General features: G+C 62.9%; 16 protein-coding genes and 3 pseudogenes. 8 read left to right on the top strand and 11 right to left on the bottom strand.

From position 1 onward, the window contains the following. Positions 1-29: 29 nt before the first annotated feature. The 5 genes and pseudogenes from LN139_RS22275 to dadA all read right to left on the bottom strand — a co-directional run bounded on the left by LN139_RS22275 (position 30) and on the right by dadA (position 5,509). Positions 30-1,969 (bottom strand): annotated as a pseudogene (locus tag LN139_RS22275) (acetyl-CoA hydrolase/transferase C-terminal domain-containing protein). 105 nt (positions 1,970-2,074) lie between these two features. Then, on the bottom strand, positions 2,075-2,623 hold the full coding sequence (locus LN139_RS22270) for a cupin domain-containing protein (RefSeq protein ID WP_236357042.1): 549 nt from the start codon (positions 2,621-2,623) through the stop codon (positions 2,075-2,077). A gap of 103 nt (positions 2,624-2,726) precedes the next feature. Next, positions 2,727-3,796, bottom strand: a pseudogene (gene alr / locus LN139_RS22265) (alanine racemase). An 86-nt stretch (positions 3,797-3,882) separates the two neighbouring features. After that, on the bottom strand, positions 3,883-4,236 hold the full coding sequence (locus LN139_RS22260) for a RidA family protein (protein ID WP_236357041.1): 354 nt from the start codon (positions 4,234-4,236) through the stop codon (positions 3,883-3,885). Then, positions 4,208-5,509 (bottom strand): D-amino acid dehydrogenase, encoded by a 1,302-nt coding sequence (gene dadA / locus LN139_RS22255; protein WP_236357039.1) that lies wholly within the window; start codon positions 5,507-5,509, stop codon positions 4,208-4,210. The genes LN139_RS22260 and dadA overlap by 29 nt, the downstream gene beginning before the upstream one ends. Before the next feature lie 155 nt (positions 5,510-5,664). Here dadA and LN139_RS22250 point away from each other — a divergent pair, with 155 nt between their 5' ends. Then, on the top strand, positions 5,665-6,153 hold the full coding sequence (locus LN139_RS22250; protein WP_236357037.1) for an Lrp/AsnC ligand binding domain-containing protein: 489 nt from the start codon (positions 5,665-5,667) through the stop codon (positions 6,151-6,153). Positions 6,154-6,219: 66 nt separating this feature from the next. Further along, positions 6,220-7,509 carry an NAD(P)/FAD-dependent oxidoreductase gene (locus LN139_RS22245; protein WP_236357034.1) on the top strand — a complete coding sequence of 430 codons (1,290 nt, stop codon included), beginning with the start codon at positions 6,220-6,222 and terminating at the stop codon, positions 7,507-7,509. Here LN139_RS22245 and LN139_RS22240 read toward each other — a convergent pair. Continuing rightward, complete coding sequence (locus tag LN139_RS22240) at positions 7,506-7,736, bottom strand: DUF1127 domain-containing protein (protein WP_236357032.1); 231 nt, start codon at positions 7,734-7,736, stop codon at positions 7,506-7,508. The two genes, LN139_RS22245 and LN139_RS22240, sit on opposite strands and share 4 nt — an antisense overlap. Before the next feature lie 163 nt (positions 7,737-7,899). Here LN139_RS22240 and LN139_RS22235 point away from each other — a divergent pair, with 163 nt between their 5' ends. Beyond that, on the top strand, positions 7,900-9,327 hold the full coding sequence (locus LN139_RS22235; protein ID WP_236357030.1) for an aminotransferase-like domain-containing protein: 1,428 nt from the start codon (positions 7,900-7,902) through the stop codon (positions 9,325-9,327). Positions 9,328-9,381: 54 nt separating this feature from the next. Further along, the gene (locus LN139_RS22230) at positions 9,382-10,926 is read left to right on the top strand and encodes a phospholipase D family protein (protein ID WP_236357029.1); all 1,545 of its coding nucleotides are present in this window, start codon (positions 9,382-9,384) and stop codon (positions 10,924-10,926) included. On the opposite strand, the gene LN139_RS22225 is transcribed toward LN139_RS22230, so the two are convergent. Both LN139_RS22225 and LN139_RS22220 read right to left on the bottom strand, forming a co-directional pair. Further along, the gene (locus LN139_RS22225; protein ID WP_236357028.1) at positions 10,892-12,040 is read right to left on the bottom strand and encodes an MFS transporter; all 1,149 of its coding nucleotides are present in this window, start codon (positions 12,038-12,040) and stop codon (positions 10,892-10,894) included. The genes LN139_RS22230 and LN139_RS22225 overlap by 35 nt on opposite strands. Before the next feature lie 45 nt (positions 12,041-12,085). After that, positions 12,086-13,579 carry an aldehyde dehydrogenase gene (locus tag LN139_RS22220; RefSeq protein ID WP_236357027.1) on the bottom strand — a complete coding sequence of 498 codons (1,494 nt, stop codon included), beginning with the start codon at positions 13,577-13,579 and terminating at the stop codon, positions 12,086-12,088. A 179-nt stretch (positions 13,580-13,758) separates the two neighbouring features. On the opposite strand from LN139_RS22220, the gene LN139_RS22215 reads away from it, so the two are divergent. Next, positions 13,759-14,124 carry a cupin domain-containing protein gene (locus LN139_RS22215; RefSeq protein ID WP_236357025.1) on the top strand — a complete coding sequence of 122 codons (366 nt, stop codon included), beginning with the start codon at positions 13,759-13,761 and terminating at the stop codon, positions 14,122-14,124. Between the two features lie 86 nt (positions 14,125-14,210). Then, positions 14,211-14,414, top strand: a complete 204-nt coding sequence (locus LN139_RS22210) for an I78 family peptidase inhibitor (RefSeq protein WP_236357023.1) — start codon at positions 14,211-14,213, stop codon at positions 14,412-14,414. Between the two features lie 61 nt (positions 14,415-14,475). Here LN139_RS22210 and rpmG read toward each other — a convergent pair whose 3' ends face one another. Further along, positions 14,476-14,631, bottom strand: a complete 156-nt coding sequence (rpmG, locus tag LN139_RS22205; RefSeq protein ID WP_012703270.1) for a 50S ribosomal protein L33 — start codon at positions 14,629-14,631, stop codon at positions 14,476-14,478. An 11-nt stretch (positions 14,632-14,642) separates the two neighbouring features. Beyond that, positions 14,643-14,879: a 50S ribosomal protein L28 gene (rpmB, locus tag LN139_RS22200; RefSeq protein WP_097084339.1), complete on the bottom strand. Its 237-nt coding sequence runs from the start codon at positions 14,877-14,879 to the stop codon at positions 14,643-14,645. A gap of 364 nt (positions 14,880-15,243) precedes the next feature. Here rpmB and LN139_RS22195 point away from each other — a divergent pair, with 364 nt between their 5' ends. Beyond that, a complete protein-coding gene (locus tag LN139_RS22195; RefSeq protein WP_236357021.1) occupies positions 15,244-16,830 on the top strand; it encodes an ABC transporter substrate-binding protein in 1,587 nt (528 codons plus the stop codon). A gap of 9 nt (positions 16,831-16,839) precedes the next feature. On the opposite strand, the gene radC is transcribed toward LN139_RS22195, so the two are convergent. Further along, positions 16,840-17,514 (bottom strand): RadC family protein, encoded by a 675-nt coding sequence (radC, locus tag LN139_RS22190; RefSeq protein ID WP_236357019.1) that lies wholly within the window; start codon positions 17,512-17,514, stop codon positions 16,840-16,842. 119 nt (positions 17,515-17,633) lie between these two features. Here radC and coaBC point away from each other — a divergent pair. Next, positions 17,634-18,836 (top strand): annotated as a pseudogene (gene coaBC, locus LN139_RS22185) (bifunctional phosphopantothenoylcysteine decarboxylase/phosphopantothenate--cysteine ligase CoaBC); the annotation flags it as partial. Positions 18,837-18,845: the final 9 nt, after the last annotated feature.

The following is an 18,845-nucleotide window of genomic DNA, read 5'->3' as shown; positions in this document are numbered from 1 at the left end:
AATGGGCGATGTGCGACCGGCAACCCGCGCTAGCGCGTCAGGAACACCAATGGCTCAGCCGGCTGCGTAGCTTGCAGCGCCGCCAGCAGCAGCCGTTGGTGCAGCTCCTCACGCAGCCCCTGGGGGCTGCCCAACTGCATCCGCGCAAGGTGCTCGGGAAACAGCTCGGGCTGCGGCGCGTCGAGTGCGGCCTTGCCAAGCTCCAGCAATTCGGTGAGGTGGCTTTTGCCTTCAAGCCATGCCAACGCACGCACCAGGTCACGCTCGGTCGCAGAGAAGTCGCTGCCTAGCGGGTACTCCGGAAACAACTGCGGATGGGCCGTGCGTATCGCTTCCAGGCGCTCCAGATTGTTCTCTGCATAACAAGGGTCGAGCCGGAAGTCTCGCGGTAATTTGCCGGCCATCTGCGCCTGGTCGATCAGTGCCGGCTGGAAGCGCGAATCGGCGATATTGATCAGCGCCTCGGCCACCTGAGCATCGGTTTTACCACGCAGGTCGGCGATGCCGTATTCGGTCACGACGATGTCACGCAAATGGCGCGGAATCGTGCATTGCGGGTGGTCCCAGACGATGTTCGAGCTCACCGCCCCTCCGTGCTCGCGCCAGCTGCGCAGCACCAGCACAGAGCGCGCATCCTCCAGCGCATGGGCCTGGGCGACGAAGTTGTATTGGCCACCCACACCGCTGACCACGGCACCATTATCGAGCTGGTCCGATACCGCCGCGCCCAACAGCGTCACCTTCATTGCCGTGTTCACGAAGCGCGCATGCTGGCGTTGCGCGCGCTTGAGTGCTTCATCACCGTACAGCTCGTTGATGAAGCTGATCGCCGTCATTTCGAACTGCCCGCGCAGCGCCATCGGCATTTCGTGCAGGCGCTCGTAGAAACGCCGGGGGCCCAGGAAAAAGCCACCATGCACCAGAGCACCGCCGGCTATCGTTTCACCTCGGTTGGCACGTACCTGGCTGGCTTCATCTGCGTGAACCCGGCGGCGCAACACACCTGCCTCCGCCAGCACCAGCAGGCCGTTGACGAACATTTCGCTGCAGCCGTAAAGGCCCTGGGCGAACGGACCAGTGCCGCCCTGGCGGGCGATCAATGCCTGAGCAGGGTCCAGCTGAAGCAGGTCTAGCACCGCCTGGTACTCACCGTTGTTCGCTTGCCGCGCCAGCAATGCGGCGGTCAGAGCATCGCCCATCGAGCCGATCCCGATCTGCAAGGTGCCGCCGTCCCGGATCAGAGTGCTGGCATATAACCCAATCAGATGATCCTGCGTGCCCACTGGCATGTTGGGCGTGGAGAACAAGGTGCTGCGGTCGGGCTCATCGATCAGCAGGTCGAAGGCATCCTCGCCAAGCTCCGAGGGGCCCGGCATGTAAGGCAAGTGCTCGTGTATCTGGCCCAGCACAAGAATGGTTTCGCCCTGTGCTCGGCGCTTGGCCAGCATTGGCAACAGGTCGAGGGTGATGTCCGGGTTGCAGCTCAGGCTGAGCCGGCCCGGCCGCTCTGGATGTTGAGCCACCAACTGAGCCACCAGGTTCAGGCCCTGAGCATTGATGTCGCGCGCCGCGTGGCTGTAATTACTGCTGACGTAATTCTGCTGAGCACTCGCGCTGCCCAGCAGGCCTCCCGGCTGCATGAAGAACTGCTCGACTCGCACATTCAGGCGGCAATGTGTCCGCGCGCAGGTCAGCAAGAAAATCCAGCTCCGGGTAGTCACCGTAAACGCCTTCCACGAAGGGTTTCGAGAAACCGACGCTGCAGGCCATCACCCAGCGCAGGGCGGCCGAGCACCAGTGCGGTGTAGATCGTCAGCTGCCGCTCCGGCAATTCCCGAAGGCGGGTATAGAGCGCATTGACGAACAGGTTGGGTTTGCCCAGCCCTAGCGGGAGGCCCATGCGAATGTGCGCGGGCAGGCGTTCCAGCACCTGATCCACGGCTTGATCGATCGAACACCTGGCCACCAGGGTGACTCCTTTCGGGTGGGGATGATGCTTTGACCGAACGGCATGCCAGGATGTTCAAGCAGGCCCCGAGCATCAGCGAAACACCCGGTGGCGTGGAGATCCGATCTAGAAATTGGCTGGGGTGGCGGCGCTGATCAGCCGTGCCGGCTGCTCGAAGGGGTTGCGAAAACGGTGTGGGCGGGAGCTTTCGAAGTAGTAGCTGTCGCCTACTTCGAGCACGAAGGTTTCAAGGCCGACAGTAAGCTCAAGGCGCCCCTCGATGAGGATGCCGGTTTCCTCGCCGTCGTGGGCGAGCATGTCGGCGCCGGTGTCGGCACCGGGTGGGTAGGTCTCGGTCGGGAACGAAATCGCCCGCCCGCCATGAGCTCGGCCTACCAGTTTCATGGTGACGGCCCCGTCGGAAATATCGATCAAATCATCGGCTTTATAGACGATCTGCGCCGAATTGTGCGTAACCACTTCTTCGGAAAAAAACTCGACCATCGACATCGGAATGCCGCTGAGCACTTTGCGAAGGGAGCTGATCGAAGGGCTGACGCTGTTCTTCTCGATCATCGAAATGGTGCTGTTGGTGACCCCGGCACGTTTGGCGAGCTCACGCTGGGACAGGCCTTTTATCCTGCGAATGGCTTGCAGCCGCTCACCGACGTCCACTGTGGTTGCCTCCTCACTACACCGGCTTCTTATGATCATTGGCCGGTATCATGGCAACCCCGTTCAGTATTTACAACACAGCCCGCCGGGTGCGGGCTGTGTGCTACCCCTGCCAGGTCAACGGAACGCGCCGCAGGTTGCAGAAGATCTGGTAGGGAATGGTGCCCGCAGCAGCGGCCACGTCGCTGGCCAACACATTACGGCCCCAGAACTCCACCGGGCTGCCGACGCCAGCGCCGGGCACATCGGTGAGGTCGATGCAGAGCATGTCCATCGAGACACGGCCGATCAAACGGCTGAGCGTGCCAGCTACCCACACGGGCGTGCCGGTGGGTGCGTGGCGTGGGTAGCCATCGGCATAACCCATCGCGACGACACCGACGCGCATCGGCCGGTCAGTGATGAACCTGGCGCCGTACCCTACAGGCTCGCCAGCAGCGAGCTCCTGTACGCAGATCACCTTCGATTCCAGGCTCATCACCGGCTTGAGCCGCTCAGCCTGAGCCTGCTCGCCCTCGAAGGGCGTGGCGCCGTAGAGCATGATGCCGGGGCGTACCCAGTCACTGGGCACCTGCGGCCAGGCGAGCACGGCCGGAGAATGCGCAGGCTGACCTCGCCCTGCAACCCTTCGGTAGCGGCGCGAAAAAGCGCTGCCTGCTCGGTGGTCGTGGGGGCGGTGGGCTCATCTGCGCGAGCGAAGTGGCTCATCATCACCACCTTGCTGACCTTGCCGCTGGCCAGCAGCCGCCGGTGGGCAGTGGCGTAGTCCCGCGGCTGCAGCCCCACTCGGTGCATGCCCGAATCCAGCTTCAACCACACCTGGATCGGCTGTGCCAGGTTCGCTTGCTCGATGGCCTCGACCTGCCACAACGAGTGGGCCACGCACCACAGCTGATGCTCGACGATCAGCGGCAGCTCGCTGGCCTCGAAAAAGCCCTCAAGCAGCAGAATCGGCGCGCGAATGCCCGCGGCGCGCAGTTCCAATGCTTCTTCGATGCAGGCGACAGCGAAACCGTCGGCCTCAGCTTCGAGCGCCTGCGCGCAACGCACCGCGCCATGCCCGTAGGCATCTGCCTTGATCACTGCCAGGGCACGCGAGCCTGCCAGTTCACGGGCATAGCGGTAGTTGTCACGCAGGGCTTGCAGGTCGATCAGGGCACGGGCTGGGCGCATGGCGGTCTTCTTGGTGTTTCGGAATTCAGGGTGTTCTGGTGTTACGTGCCACTCGGCCAGGCAGTGGCCGGGCAGCACGTATCGGTTTACTTGACGGCCGCAGTGACCGACATCTCGACCAGGATCCATGGCTCGCACAGCTTGGCTTCAACGGTGGCGCGGGCCGGCGCGGTGCCCTCAGGCAGCCACTGGTCCCAGACGCTGTTCATGCCGGCGAAGTTACGGTCGATGTCGCGCAGGTAGATGGTCACCGACAGCAGTTGGGATTTATCGGTGCCGGCCGCTTCGAGCAGGCGCTCGATATTGGCCAGGGTCTGGCGGGTCTGTTCTTCGACGCCGATGTTTTCGTCGTTGCTCACTTGGCCGGCGAGGTACACGGTGCCGTTGTGAACAACGATTTCACTCATGCGCTTATTGGTGTGCTGGCGCTGGATGGGCATGCTTTACGGTCTCCTGGTGCTTGCCGTAGCGGAAGATGTCGAGGCCTTCGGCGCTGATCTGCGGCGTCTTGCGGGCCATCAGGTCAGCGAGCAGGCGGCCGGAACCACAGGCCATGGTCCAGCCGAGCGTACCGTGGCCGGTGTTGAGGAACAGGTTGCTGTAAGGGGTGGCGCCTACGATGGGGGTGCCGTCCGGGGTGGTCGGCCGCAGGCCGGTCCAGAAGGTCGCCTCCTGCAGGTTGCCGCCGCGAGGATAAAGGTCGTTGATGATCATCTCCAGCGTTTCACGCCGGCGCGGGTTCAGCGAAAGGTCGTAGCCAGAGATTTCCGCCATGCCACCGATGCGAATGCGGTTGTCGAAACGGGTGATCGCCACCTTGTAGGTTTCATCGAGGATGGTCGAGGTCGGCGCCATGCTGCCGTCGACGATCGGGATAGTCATCGAATACCCCTTGAGCGGGTATACAGGCACGCGGATGCCCAGCGGCTTGAGCAATTGTGGCGAATAGCTGCCCAGCGCAAGTACGTAGCGGTCGGCGGTTTCCAGTTTGCCGTCGATCAGCACACCATTGATGCGATCACCCGCAAACTCCAGGCGCTGGATGTTCTGCCCGAAGCGGAATTCGACGCCCAACTGCCGGCACATTTCGGCCAGGCGAACGGTGAACATCTGGCAGTCGCCGGTCTGGTCGTTCGGCAGGCGCAGCGCACCGGCCAGCAGGTCGCCGGTCGCGGCCAATGCGGGCTCGACGCGGGCGATGCCAGCGCGGTCGAGCACCTCGTAAGGCACGCCTTCCTGCTCCAGCACGGAAATATCCTTGGCAGCGTTGTCCAGCTGCGCCTGGGTGCGGAACAGCTGGGTAGTCCCCAGGCTGCGGCCTTCGTAGCGGATACCGGTGTCGGCACGCAGCTCGTCGAGGCAATCGCGGCTGTATTCGGACAGCCGCACCATGCGCTCCTTGTTGATCGCGTAGCGGCTGGCGGTGCAGTTACGCACCATCTGCGCCATCCAGCGGTACTGCTCGATATCACCTGTGGCCTTGATCGCCAAAGGTGCGTGGCGCTGCATCAGCCATTTGATGGCCTTGAAGGGGATGCCGGGGGCTGCCCAGGGCGAGGCGTAACCAGGTGAAACCTGGCCGGCGTTGGCGAAGCTGGTTTCCATGGCGACGTCGGCCTGGCGATCGACCACTACCACCTCATAGCCCTGGCGGGCGAGGTAGTAAGCACTGGTGACGCCAATCACACCGCTGCCCAGCACCAGAATACGCATGATTTCCCCTGTGGCGGTTGCACCGCCTGGCCAATTGGTCTGAAACGTTCAATGGCGGCAGTATAGAAAGGCTCAGCCAGTGCTTTTCACTGTATAGCTGGTTATATTTGGCGATAATTCTCGGCAAAAACCGCTTCAACGGAGGGGCATCTCCTATGCGCACGCAGCATCAGAGCAAACGTGAGCTGGACAAGATCGACCGCAACATCTTGCGTTTGCTTCAGGCCGACGGGCGGTTGTCATTCACTGAGCTTGGGGAAAAGGTCGGGCTGTCGACCACGCCTTGCACCGAGCGCGTGCGGCGGCTGGAGCGCGAGGGCATCATCATGGGCTACCACGCGCGCCTCAATCCGCAGCAGCTCAAGGCAAGCTTGCTGGTGTTCGTCGAGATCAGCCTGGACTACAAGTCCGGCGACACCTTCGATGACTTTCGCCGGGCCGTGCTCAAGCTGCCGCACGTGCTGGAGTGCCACTTGGTGTCGGGTGACTTCGACTACCTGGTCAAGGCGCGGATTTCCGAAATGGCCTCCTACCGCAAACTGTTGGGGGACATCCTGCTGAAGTTGCCGCATGTGCGTGAATCGAAAAGCTACATCGTGATGGAAGAAGTGAAAGAAAGCCTGAACCTGCCCGTGCCGGATTGACACCGTTGCCTGCGCACGGCCTCGCGCTTATCCTGCGTTAAATTTTCCAAACACCCAGGACGCCCCATGGCCGCCACCGAGCATACCGCCTCCTATTACGCCGCCAGCGTCGGCAAAGCACCTGCCTGGCCTGCATTGGACGGCGACGTCCAGGCTGATGTGTGTGTCATCGGCGGCGGCTTCAGTGGCTTGAACACCGCCATCGAGCTGGCTGAGCGCGGCATGAGCGTGGTGCTGCTGGAAGGCCACCGCATTGGTTGGGGCGCCAGCGGGCGTAACGGGGGCCAACTGATCCGAGGTGTGGGCCATGACGTGGAGCAGTTCCACAACACCCTGGGCAGCGAAGGGGTTCTGGCGCTCAAGCAAATGGGCCTGGAGGCGGTGGAGATCGTCCGCGAGCGGGTGCAGCGCCACGCTATCGACTGCGACCTGGTATGGGGCTACTGCGACCTTGCCAACAAGCCGCGGGAGTACGAAGGGTTCGCGGCCGATCAATCCGAGCTGCACAGCCTGGGCTATCGCCATGAAGTGCGGCTGATCCCGCAACAGGATTTGCACACCGTGATCGGCGTGCAGGGTTACGCAGGCGCGATGCTCGACATGGGGTCGGGGCACCTGCACCCCTTGAAACTGGCCCTCGGCGAAGCCGCGGTAGCGCAAAGCCTTGGGGTGAAGCTGTTCGAGCAATCACAGGTGCTCGGCATCGACCACGGCCCACGTGTGCGAGTGCGCACCGCCAACGGCCGGGTGCTCGCCAACCACCTGGTGATCGCCTGCAACGCCTACCTCGATGATCTGGAGCCCAAGCTTGCCGGCAAAGTCCTTCCCGCCGGCAGCTACATCATCGCCACCGAGCCGTTGCCCGCCAGCCTGGCCCACAGCCTGCTGCCGCAGAACACCGCCATGTGCGACCAGAAGCTCACTGTGGATTACTTCAGGCTCTCGGCCGACAACCGCCTGCTGTTCGGCGGTGCCTGCCATTACTCGGGGCGCGACCCCAAAGACATCGCTGCCTACATGCGGCCCAAGATGTTGCAGGTATTCCCGCAGCTGGCGAGCACCCGCATCGACTACCAATGGGCCGGGATGATCGGCATCGGCGCCAACCGTCTGCCACAAATCGGCACCTTGAAAGAACACCCCAACGTGCATTACGCCCAGGCCTACGCCGGCCATGGCCTCAATGCCACACACCTGGCCGGCAAGCTGCTGGCGGAGGCCATCTGCGGGCGGGCAGGCGGCGGCTTCGAGCTGTTCGCCAAAGTGCCGCACATGACCTTCCCCGGTGGGCGTTACCTACGCTCGCCCCTGCTGGCGCTGGGGATGCTCTGGCATCGCTTCAAATCCTTGGGCTAGCCCAACCAGAACGGCTTGCTGCCCTCGCTCATGGCGTCAGCGCGGCTCAGGCCGAGGTCTTTGAGCTGCCCGTCGCTGAGCTCCAGCAACTGGCGGCGGCTGCGCCAGCGAAAGGCGAACAGCGCGAAACGGTTGCGGTAAGGCACACGCGGCTCGGCAGCCGCGCTCGGTGCTCGCTCGATAGCGATAGGCGAAAGTGGTAACGCGATTTCGTCGGCCCTTGGCATGTTTGCATCCTCCACGTTTCGATCTGTATGGAGAAAAATCATGCCTTCGGGACGCAACTGGATACAGACTCACAAAAAGACATTATTTAGCATACAGATATCCGGGTATAGGCTCTGTACGGTCATCCCCATTTGAATCTGTATTGCTACAGAGGCGCGCCTGATGACGCTGTATGCAGAACTGGCACATGTGCTGCGTGAACGTATCGAACAAGGCTTGTATCGACCGGGCGATCGGCTGCCGTCTGTGCGGGCGCTGAGCGCGGAGCATGGCGTGAGCCTGAGCACTGTTCAGCAGGCCTATCGCGTGCTTGAAGACGATGGCCTGGCCGAACCCCGGCCAAAGTCTGGCTACTTTGTCACCGCAAGCAGATCCTTGCCGTCGCTGCCGTCAATCAGCAAGGCCACGCAGCGGCCTGTGGATATCTCGCAGTGGGACCAGGTGGTGGAATTGGTGCGCCAGCCCCCGGGCAAGCAAGTGGTGCAGCTGGGCCGCGGCCTGCCCGACATCTCCAGCCCCACCCTCAAGCCGTTGCTGCGCAGCCTCGCTCGCCTGAGCCGGCGCCAGGACATGCCTGGCCTTTACTACGACACGCTCTACGGCACCGAAGCCTTGCGCGAACAGATAGCACGCCTGATGGTAGACGCCGGCTGCCGCGTCAGCCCTGAAGAGATCCTGATTACTGCAGGCTGCCACGAAGCGCTTTCGTGCAGCGTTCGCGCGATCTGCCAGCCGGGGGATATCGTGGCGGTGGATTCGCCCAGCTTCTACGGCTCGATGCAGACCCTGCAAGGCCTTGGTTTGAAGGCACTGGAAATTCCCACCGACCCGCTCACCGGCATCAGCCTTGAGGCGCTGGAGCTGGCACTGGAGCAATGGCCGATCAAGGTCATCCAGCTCAACCCCAATTGCAATAACCCGTTCGGCTACATCATGCCCGAGCCGCGCAAGCGTGAGCTGGTGAGCCTGGCGCAGCGCTATGACGTAGCGATCATCGAGGACGATGTGTATGGCGACCTCGCCTACGACTATCCGCGCCCGAAGGCGATCAAGGCGTTCGACCAGGACGGCCGGGTGCTGATGTGCAGTTCGTTCTCCAAAACCCTCGCGCCGGGGCTGCGGGTGGGCTGGGTGGTGCCTGGGCGTTATCAGGAGCAGGTGACGCACATGAAATACATCGGCAGTGGCTGCACCGCAACCCAGCCACAGCTGGCGATCGCCGATTTCGTCAGTGCCGGCCATTACGAGCCGCACCTGCGGCGCATGCGCGCGCAATACCAGCGCAGCCGTGACGAAATGACCGAGTGGGTACGCCGCTACTTTCCTGCCAGCGCCCGAGTGACCCGCCCCAAAGGCGGCTTCATGCTCTGGATCGAACTGCCGGAGCCCTTCGACAGCGTGGCACTGAACGAAGAGATCAAGGCCAAGGGCGTGCACATTGCGGTGGGTAATATCTTTTCGGCGGCGGGCAAATACCGCAACTGCCTGCGCCTGAACTATGCAGCCAAGCCCAGCGCGCAATTGGAGGCCGCGGTAAAGCTGGTCGGAGAAACCGCCTGCCGCCTTCTGGCCGAAGCGCAGGTGGGGTAACTTGTGCCCGGCAGCATTGTCGCATAGCCATTTGGCCGGCCCGGATCACGCCCCTTGAAACCAATCGCCCTGCTTCTGTTGCTGTTCACGGCCCTGGCCGGCTGCTCGGTGCACTATGGCCCACGCCAGGCCAGCGAGATGTTGCCAGCTGAAAGCTCGGTACTGGGGCGAGACGTCATGGCCCAGTCCCAGGCCCATGGCGGCCAGTCGGGTTTTCATCTGCTGCCCCGCAGCGCCGATGCGTTCGGCGCGCGGGCCGAACTTATCCACAACGCGCAGCGCAGCATCGACCTGCAGTACTACATCGTGCATGACGGCCTCAGCACCCGCGCGCTGCTCAACGAGCTGCTCGCCGCCGCTGATCGCGGTGTACGGGTGCGGATCCTGCTCGACGACACCACCAGCGATGGCCTCGACGACCTGCTGGCGGCATTGGCCAGCCACCCCGGCATCGAAGTGCGGCTGTTCAACCCGTTGCACTTGGGCCGTGCCAACGGCGTCACTCGCGGCCTCGGTAGGCTGATGAACCTTTCGACCCAGCACCGGCGCATGCACAACAAGCTGATGATTGCCGACGACAGTGCAGCGGTGGTCGGTGGGCGCAACATCGGCGATGAGTATTTCGACGCAGAGCCGAACCTGAACTTCACCGACATGGACTTGCTGGGCACCGGCCCCGTGGCTCAGCAATTGGGCTACAGCTTCGATCAGTACTGGAACAGCCGCCTCAGCCGGCCCATCAGCGAGGTGTACGGCGCGCCCTCCAGCAGTAAAGCCCTGGCCAGGCTGCGCAGTGACCTGAAGGTTTCGCTGAGCGAAGCCCAGGTCAAGCGCAAGGAGCTCTATGACCGGCTCATGGCCTGGCAGCAGCAGCCCAAGCTCAACCAATGGCGGCAGCAACTCATATGGGCCAACGCCCAGGTGCTCTGGGATGCGCCGAGCAAGATCCTCTCGCGCGGCGAGCCCGACCCGCACCTGTTGCTCACCACCCAGCTGGCGCCGGAATTACTGAAGGTGAATCAGGAGTTGGTGCTGGTTTCGGCCTATTTCGTGCCGCGTGAAACGGGCCTGCTGTACCTCACCGGGCGGGCCGACGCGGGCGTGCATGTCAGCCTGCTCACCAATTCACTGGAGGCCACTGACGTGCCCGCCGTACACGGTGGCTACGCACCCTATCGCAAGGCGCTGCTCGAGCATGGGGTCAAGCTCTACGAGCTGCGCCGGCAGCCGGGCGACGAAGGCAAGTTCAGCTACCGCCTGCATGGCAGTTCGGATTCGAGCCTGCACACCAAGGCGATCATTCTGGACCAGCGCAAGGTCTTTCTCGGCTCGTTCAATTTCGACCCGCGCTCAGTGCTGTGGAACACCGAGGTGGGCGTGATGGTGGATAGCCCGGAGTTGGCGAAAGCCGCGCGGGAACTGGCGTTGCAAGGGATGTCGCCGACCTTGAGCTACCAGGTGAAGCTGGCCCATGGGCAACTGGTGTGGGTCACTGAAGACGGCGGCCACCTGCACACCCTGACCAAGGAACCGGGCGGCTGGTGGCGCAGTTTCAACGCCTGGGTCAGCAAGGCGGTCGGGCTGGAGCGAATGCTGTAGTGTTCACCCGGCTCAACACCACCAGAATGGCCGCACCCACCGCCATCATCCACGGCAGCGCATGGCCGGTAAGCCACTGGCTACCGGCCCCCGCCAGCAACGGGCCGGCAAGGCAACCCAGGCCCCATAGCTGAGCCACGTGGGCGTTGGCGCGCACCAGCTCATCATCGCGGAAGCGCTCACCGATCAGCACCAGTGCCAGCGTGAACAACCCGCCCGCGCTGGCGCCGAACAGCACCCACAGCGGCCAGATGGCCCAGTGATGGATCGCCATCGGAATCATCAGGCTCGACAGCGAAAGCGTCACCGCACAGCCCATGAACAGGCCGCCGCGCGACATACGATCAGCCAAGGCACCAATCGGCAATTGCAGAAACGCATCGCCCAGCACCACGGCACTGACCATGTACAGGGCGATCTGCGTCGAATAGCCCTGTTGCAGGCAATAAACAGGCAACAACGTAAGGATCAGTGCCTCGAAACCCGCGAACAGCGCGATGGCCCAGGCGATGGTAGGCATACGCTGGCAAAAGCGCGCAAGCTGCCCGAACGTTACCCGCGTAGCTTCAGCCGATGGTGCGCCGCTGCGCCCTGCAAGCAGAACGGGTGAAACCAGCAACAACGCAGTGGCTAACCAAAAGCCGTAGTCATGGCGCGTGCCGATAGCGCCCAGCAACAAGGGGCCAGCCAACTGGCTCAGGGCATAGCTGCAGCCATACAGCGCCACCAGCCGCCCACGCCATTGCTCCACCACCAGTTGATTGATCCAGCTTTCACCGAGGATGAACACCAACGTGAGAATGCTGCCCAGCATCAGGCGCAGCACCACCCACAGCGGGTAGCTCGGCAACACCGCCAGCAGGCCGATGGACACAGCACCGCCAACCAGGCAGCAGCGCATCAGGCGTGCCGTACCAATGCGTGCAGCGAGGCGGCTTGACAGCGAGGCCCCCAGCAACACGCCGATCGCCGGCATCGCCGCCATCACACCGATGGCGAAAGCCCCGTAACCCCAGGCTTCAAGCCGCAGCGACACCAGCGGCATGCTCATGCCCAGTGCCAACCCGACACTGAGCACGGACGCCAGCACGGCGAAATAAGTCCCCCAACGCATTGCCATTCCCTCGGCGCGAGCCGAGGGCCGCGCGTTGCGTGTGATTCAGAGCTTGATCCAGGTGGCCTTGAGCTCGGTGTACTTGTCGAAGGCATGCAGCGACTTGTCGCGGCCATTGCCAGACTGCTTGAAGCCACCGAACGGGGCCGTCATGTCGCCACCGTCATACTGGTTCACCCAGACGCTGCCAGCGCGCAGCGCCTTGGCGGTAAGGTGGGCTTTGGAGATATCCGAACTCCACACGGCTGCTGCCAGGCCGTAAGGCGTGTCGTTGGCGATGGCGACGGCCTCTTCGGCGGTGTCGAACTCGAGCACCGACAGCACTGGGCCAAAGATCTCTTCCTTGGCGATGCGCATGGCATTGGTAACGCCATCGAAGATGGTTGGCTCGACATAGGTACCGCCTGTCTCTTCCATGATCCGCTTGCCGCCGACCACCAGCTTGGCACCTTCACTGTGCCCGGCGTCGATGTAGCCCAGCACAGTGTTCATCTGCTGGCCGTCGACCAGAGCGCCAACAGTGGTGGCTGGGTCCAGCGGGTTGCCCGGCTTCCACGCCTTGAGCGCTTCGACCACCATCGGCAAGAAGCGCGCCTTGAGCGAGCGCTCCACCAGCAGGCGCGAACCTGCAGTGCACACCTCGCCCTGGTTGAAGGCAATGGCACTGGCGGCAGCTTCGGCGGCAGCTTGCAGATCAGGTGCGTCGGCGAAGACGATGTTGGGGCTCTTGCCGCCCGCCTCCAGCCATACGCGCTTCATGTTCGATTCACCTGCGTACACCATCAACTGCTTGGCGATCTTGCTGGAGCCGGTGAATACGACGGTGTCGACGTCCATGTGCAGCGCCAGCGCCTTGCCTACGGTATGGCCGTAGCCGGGCAGCACATTGAGCACGCCTTTGGGAAGGCCGGCCTCGACCGCCAATTGCGCGATACGCAGTGCGGTGAGCGGGGACTTTTCGGAAGGTTTGAGCACCACCGAGTTGCCGGTCGCCAGCGCAGGCCCCAGCTTCCAGCTAGCCATCATCAGCGGGAAGTTCCACGGCACAATGGCCGCCACCACACCTACTGGCTCGCGCGTCACCAGGCCCAGTTGGTCATGGGGTGTCGCCGCAACTTCATCATAGAGCTTGTCGATCGCCTCGCCGCTCCAGGCCAGGGCATTGGCCGAGCCTGCGACGTCGATGTTCAGCGAGTCACTGATCGGCTTGCCCATGTCCAGGGTTTCGAGCAGCGCCAGTTCCTCGGCATGTTCGCGGACCAGCGCAGCGAAACGAATCAGCGTAGCCTTGCGCTTGGCCGGGGCCTGGCGCGACCACACGCCCGAATCGAAAACCTTGCGGGCATTTTCGACCGCAAGGTTGGCATCGGCCAGGTCACAGCTGGCCACCTTGGCCAGGAGCCGGCCATCGATTGGGCTCAGGCAATCGAACACAGCCTTGTCAGCCGCGTCGGTGTACTGGCCGTCGATGAAGGCGCGGCCTTCGATCTTCAGGGTCAGGGCGCGCTGTTCCCAGTCAGAACGAGTCAAGGTGGTCATTGGAGGTCTCCTGTGATGAGGGCGCCGCCCGCCTGATGGGCCAGCGGCGAATAAAAGAGGCTGACACAGCTTAGACGATCGCCCTCGTGGACGGCCATGATGATTTTGAATATTTTTGACAGCTCGCTTAGATTCTTGCAAAACCGTATTTTTTATTAAACACCCACGGAGCCTTGACCATGCACATCGATGCCATCGTCGATTTCGCCAGTGCTACGACGCCCGCCGAGCGCTACAGCCCGACACCGGAGAAAGTGCTTTCCGGGCAGCCCACGCAGGCGGTCTGCAACCACTATTCCAGCCCATGTGCGCAATTTCATGCCGGCGTATGGGAAGGCGAATGCGGCAAATGGCTGGTCAATTACACCGAGCATGAATACTGCGAGATTACCCATGGCGTATCGGTGATCCGCGATATCGACGGCAATGCGCGCACGGTACGGGCGGGTGACCGCTTCGTGATCCCGGCGGGGTTTCGTGGCAGCTGGGAAGTGCTGGAAGCCTGCCGCAAGGTGTACGTGCTGTTCGAGGCTCACGAGCAATAAGTCTTCCTCGCGAGCTGGCCGCAGCCTTGAGCATTCGGCCTCGCCTGGCCCATGGCGGCGGGGCATTCATGCACAAGGAGGTTCACATGAACAACGACGCTGTTCGCACAACGCTGGCTCACCTGGTGGGTACTGTCTATACAACGCACACCAAAGCGACCGTTACCGCTTTGACTGGCCGGATGCGCGTGGTTGGCCCCAATGAGATCAGCACCATGGAATTCGACCCGCAGCGCATTCACGTGCAGGCTGATGATGAAGGCAGGATCCTGGGGTTCGTTTTCGCCTGAGGCCCTGCCAGAAACGAAAAAACCGCTCCTGAGAGCGGTTTTTTCTTGGAGAGCAAGACCATTACTTGATCTTGGCTTCCTTGTAGATCACGTGCTTACGAACGACCGGATCGTACTTCTTGATTTCGATCTTGTCGGGGGTAGTACGCTTGTTCTTGTCGGTGGTGTAGAAGTGGCCAGTACCAGCGCTCGACACCAAACGGATCAATTCACGCATGATTCTCTCCCTTAAACCTTCTGACCAGCGCGACGCAGGTCAACCAGAACGGCTTCGATGCCGCGCTTGTCGATGATGCGCATGCCTTTTGCGGAAACGCGCAGACGCACGAAACGCTTCTCGGACTCGACCCAGAAGCGGTGATGCTGCAGGTTCGGCAGGAAACGACGACGGGTTTTGTTGTTTGCGTGGGAAATGTTGTTCCCGGTTACCGGACCCTTACCGGTAACTTGACAGACTCTCGACATGCCTCAGCCCTCTAAACCACATGCCCAACCCGGCATGGGTTGGCCGCTTAATCTCTAGTCATTGGCGCCAAGGCGCCGTAATCCGGGGCTCTTAAGAGGGTCCGCCACCTGTGCGAACGCCATGACCCCGGAAAAGAGCGCTGCTTTATATCAGAAAGCAAGGCGTACAACAACTGCGCCTATCATCGAAAACTTACTCAAGGCTCGCGCGGTCCATGCCCATGGGCGCTGCGTAAAGATGACCGCTCGTCGTGGCTTGCACATAAAGTTTTCGTGACAGCCCGGCGCCACCGGTTCTAGGGTAGAGCCTTTTCCAGACTGCACCGGCAGATGGCCGTTCATCTCATTGCCAAGGAACCGACCCATGCGTCTCGCGATCAAGCCGCTGCTGCTGGCCTCGTTCATTCTCCCCTTTGCCGCCCAGGCAAAGCCCCTGAGCGTATGCACCGAGGCAAGCCCTGAAGGCTTCGATGTGGTGCAGTACAACTCCCTGACGACCACCAACGCTTCGGCCGACGTGCTGATGAACCGCCTGGTGGAGTTCGATGCCCAGGCCGGCAAGGTGGTGCCGAGCCTGGCCGACAGCTGGGTGGTTTCAGCCGATGGCCTGGAATACACCTTCAAGCTGCACCCGGGCGTGAAATTCCACACCACCGCGTACTTCAAGCCTACGCGAGCGTTGAACGCCAGCGACGTGCTGCAGAGCTTCCAGCGTATGCTCGACCCTGCCAACCCGTGGCACAAGGTCGCCCAGAGCGGGTACCCGCATGCGCAGTCGATGCAGTTGCCCGCGCTGATCAAGAAGATAGACGCGCCAGACCCTATGACCGTGCGCTTCACCCTCGACCATCCGGATGCCACTTTCCTGGCGACGTTGAGCATGGGCTTCGCATCTATCTACTCGGCCGAGTACCAGGCACAGCTGCTCAAGGCCGGCACGCCAGAGAAGCTCAACACCCAACCCATCGGCACCGGCCCATTCGTGTTCGGCCGGTATCGGAAAGATGCAGTGATTCGCTACAAGGCCAACCCCGACTACTTCGCCGGCAAGCCCGCGTCGGACCCGCTGATTTTCGCCATCACCACAGACCCCACCGTGCGGCTGCAACGGCTCAAGGCGGGTGAATGCCAGATTGCGCTGTCGCCCAAGCCGCAGGACATCGTCGCTGCCGGCGAGGACAGCAACCTGAAGGCGGTCAAGACGCCGGCCTTCATGACGGCTTTCGTAGCGTTGAATACTCAGCACCCGCCGCTGGACAAGCCCGAGGTACGCCAGGCCATCAACCTGGCATTCGACAAGGCCAGCTATCTCAAGGCCGTATTCGAAGGTACCGCCGACACCGCTGACGGTATCTACCCGCCTACCACCTGGAGCTACGCCAAGAGCGCCACGCATTACGACTACGCGCCCGACAAGGCCCGCGCCCTGCTCGCCAAGGCCGGCCTCAAGGACGGTTTCAACACCACGATCTGGACGCGCCCTACCGGCAGCCTGCTCAACCCCAACCCGGGCCTGGGTGCCCAGATGCTGCAGGCGGACCTGGCCAAAATCGGTATCAAAGCCGAAATCCGCGTACTGGAGTGGGGCGAGTTGATTCGCCGTGGCAAGGCCGGCGAGCACGACTTGCTGTTCATGGGTTGGTCAGGTGACAACGGCGACCCGGATAACTTCCTCAGCCCGCAGTTCAGCTGTGCGGCCGTGCAGTCCGGGACCAACTTCGCCCGCTACTGCAACCCGGAGCTGGACAAGCTGATCAGCCAGGGCAAGGCCGGCACCGACCAGGCCAAGCGCTCGGCGCTGTACCAGAAGGCTCAGGCGCTGATCGCCGACCAGGCCCTCTGGGTGCCCTTGGCGCACCCGACCGTGACAGTGCTGGAGCGCAAGAACGTGGAGGGTTACGTGCCCAGCCCGTTCGGCCGGCAGTATTTCGCGCCGGTGCAGGCTGAGTGACCCGGCTCGCTACATGAGCCCCTTGGCGAGCATCGACAGAGGCTCGCCGTCGCCAACGATGAAGTGATCGAGCACACGCACATCGACCAGCCCCAGCGCATCGCGAATGCGGTGCGTGAGGGTGACATCGGCCTGGCTGGGCTCGGCGACGCCCGAAGGATGGTTGTGGCACAGAATCAAGGCGGCCGCATTGTGAGCGAGTGCGCGCTTCACGACCTGCCGAGGATAGACACTGGCGCTGTCTATAGAGCCGTGGAACAACGCCTCGTAGGCAAGCACCCGATGCCGTGCATCCAGGAACAGGCAGGCGAAGATTTCATGGGGCTCATGGCGCAATGTGGCCTTGAGGTAGTCCCGCACCGCGCCGGGGCTTTCCAGCGCGCCGCTGCGTGACAAGGTAGTCGCCAGATGCCGCCTGGCCATTTCCAGCACGGCCTGCAACTGCGCGTACTTGGCGCTGCCCAGTCCAGGCATGGCGCAAAAGCTTGTGATGTCGGCTTCGAGCAGCCTACGCAAGCCGCCGAAGTGCAGCAGCACGTCACGCGCAAGGTCTACCGCGCTGCGCCCCGGCAGGCCTGTGCGCAGGAAGATCGCCAGCAGCTCGGCGTCCGAAAGGCTCGCCGCACCCTGGGCCAGCAGTTTTTCCCTTGGCCGCTCCTGCGCGGGCCAGTCACGTATGCTCATTGGTCGCTCCTTGCTCACTGGGCTGGCCGCTGTTCCGTCAACGGCGCTGTGGTATCTTAGCCCGGTTTTTACGCGGCGCCCGGCGCCGCGTGCCTCTCCTCCAAAACCAAGGCAGGCCTATGCAGCGGCTGTATCGAAAACGCATCGTACTCGGCGTTGGCGGCGGCATTGCCGCCTACAAGAGCGCAGAGCTGGTACGGCGCCTTCTGGAGCACGGCGCCGAAGTGCGCGTGGTGATGACCCGCGGCGGCAGCGAGTTCATCACGCCGCTCACTCTGCAAGCGCTGTCCGGCCACCCCGTACACCTGGACCTGCTCGACCCGGCGGCCGAAGCCGCCATGGGCCATATCGAGCTGGCCCGCTGGGCAGACCTGGTGCTGATCGCCCCGGCCACTGCCGACCTGATCGCACGCCTGGCACAGGGCCTGGCCAACGACCTGCTGACCACCCTGGTGCTGGCCACCGACGCAACGGTGGCACTGGCTCCGGCCATGAACCAGGCCATGTGGCGCGACCAGGCCACACAGGAGAACCTCGAAAGGCTGGCAGGGCGTGGCATGAAGGTATTCGGCCCCGCAGCCGGCAGCCAGGCGTGCGGCGACGTGGGCCTGGGCCGGATGCTCGAACCCACCGAGCTTGCGCTGTGCGCAGCCGACTGCTTCCAGCACCTGGCACTCACCGGCAAGCACGTGCTGATCACCGCCGGCCCGACTCAGGAAAACATCGACCCGGTGCGCTACATCACCAACCACAGCTCCGGCAAGATGGGCTTTGCCCTCGCCGAGGCTGCGGCAGAAGCTGGCGCGCGGGTGACGTTGGTCACCGGCCCCGTCCACCTTCCCACCCCGGATCGTGTGCAGCGTATCGATGTAGTCAGCGCCCGCGACATGCTCGCGGCCTGTGAAGCGGCAATGCCCTGCGACGTTTTCATCGCCTCCGCAGCCGTGGCCGACTATCGCCCCGAAGTGGTAGCGCCGCACAAGCTCAAGAAAGACCCCACCACCGGTGACGGCATGCTCCTGCAGATGGTGCGCAATCCGGACATCCTGGCGACCATCGCCGGGCGCACGGACCGCCCGTTCAGCGTCGGCTTCGCAGCCGAGACCGAACACCTGCTCGACTACGCGGCGCGAAAGCTCAAGGACAAGAACCTCGACCTGATCGTGGCCAATGACGTCGCCAATCCGAGCATCGGCTTCAACAGCGAAGAAAACGCCTGCAGCGTCATAGACCGTGCCCTGCACACCCATGTGTTGGCGCAGACCAGCAAGGGCAAGATCGCCCGCCAGCTGGTGGCGCTGATCGCCGAACGAACCTCCCAGGCCTCTTCA

Origin of the sequence: Pseudomonas sp. KNUC1026 (assembly GCF_021650705.1) — a bacterium.
Taxonomy (GTDB): domain Bacteria; phylum Pseudomonadota; class Gammaproteobacteria; order Pseudomonadales; family Pseudomonadaceae; genus Aquipseudomonas.
This window is presented reverse-complemented; position numbering and strand designations above follow the sequence as displayed.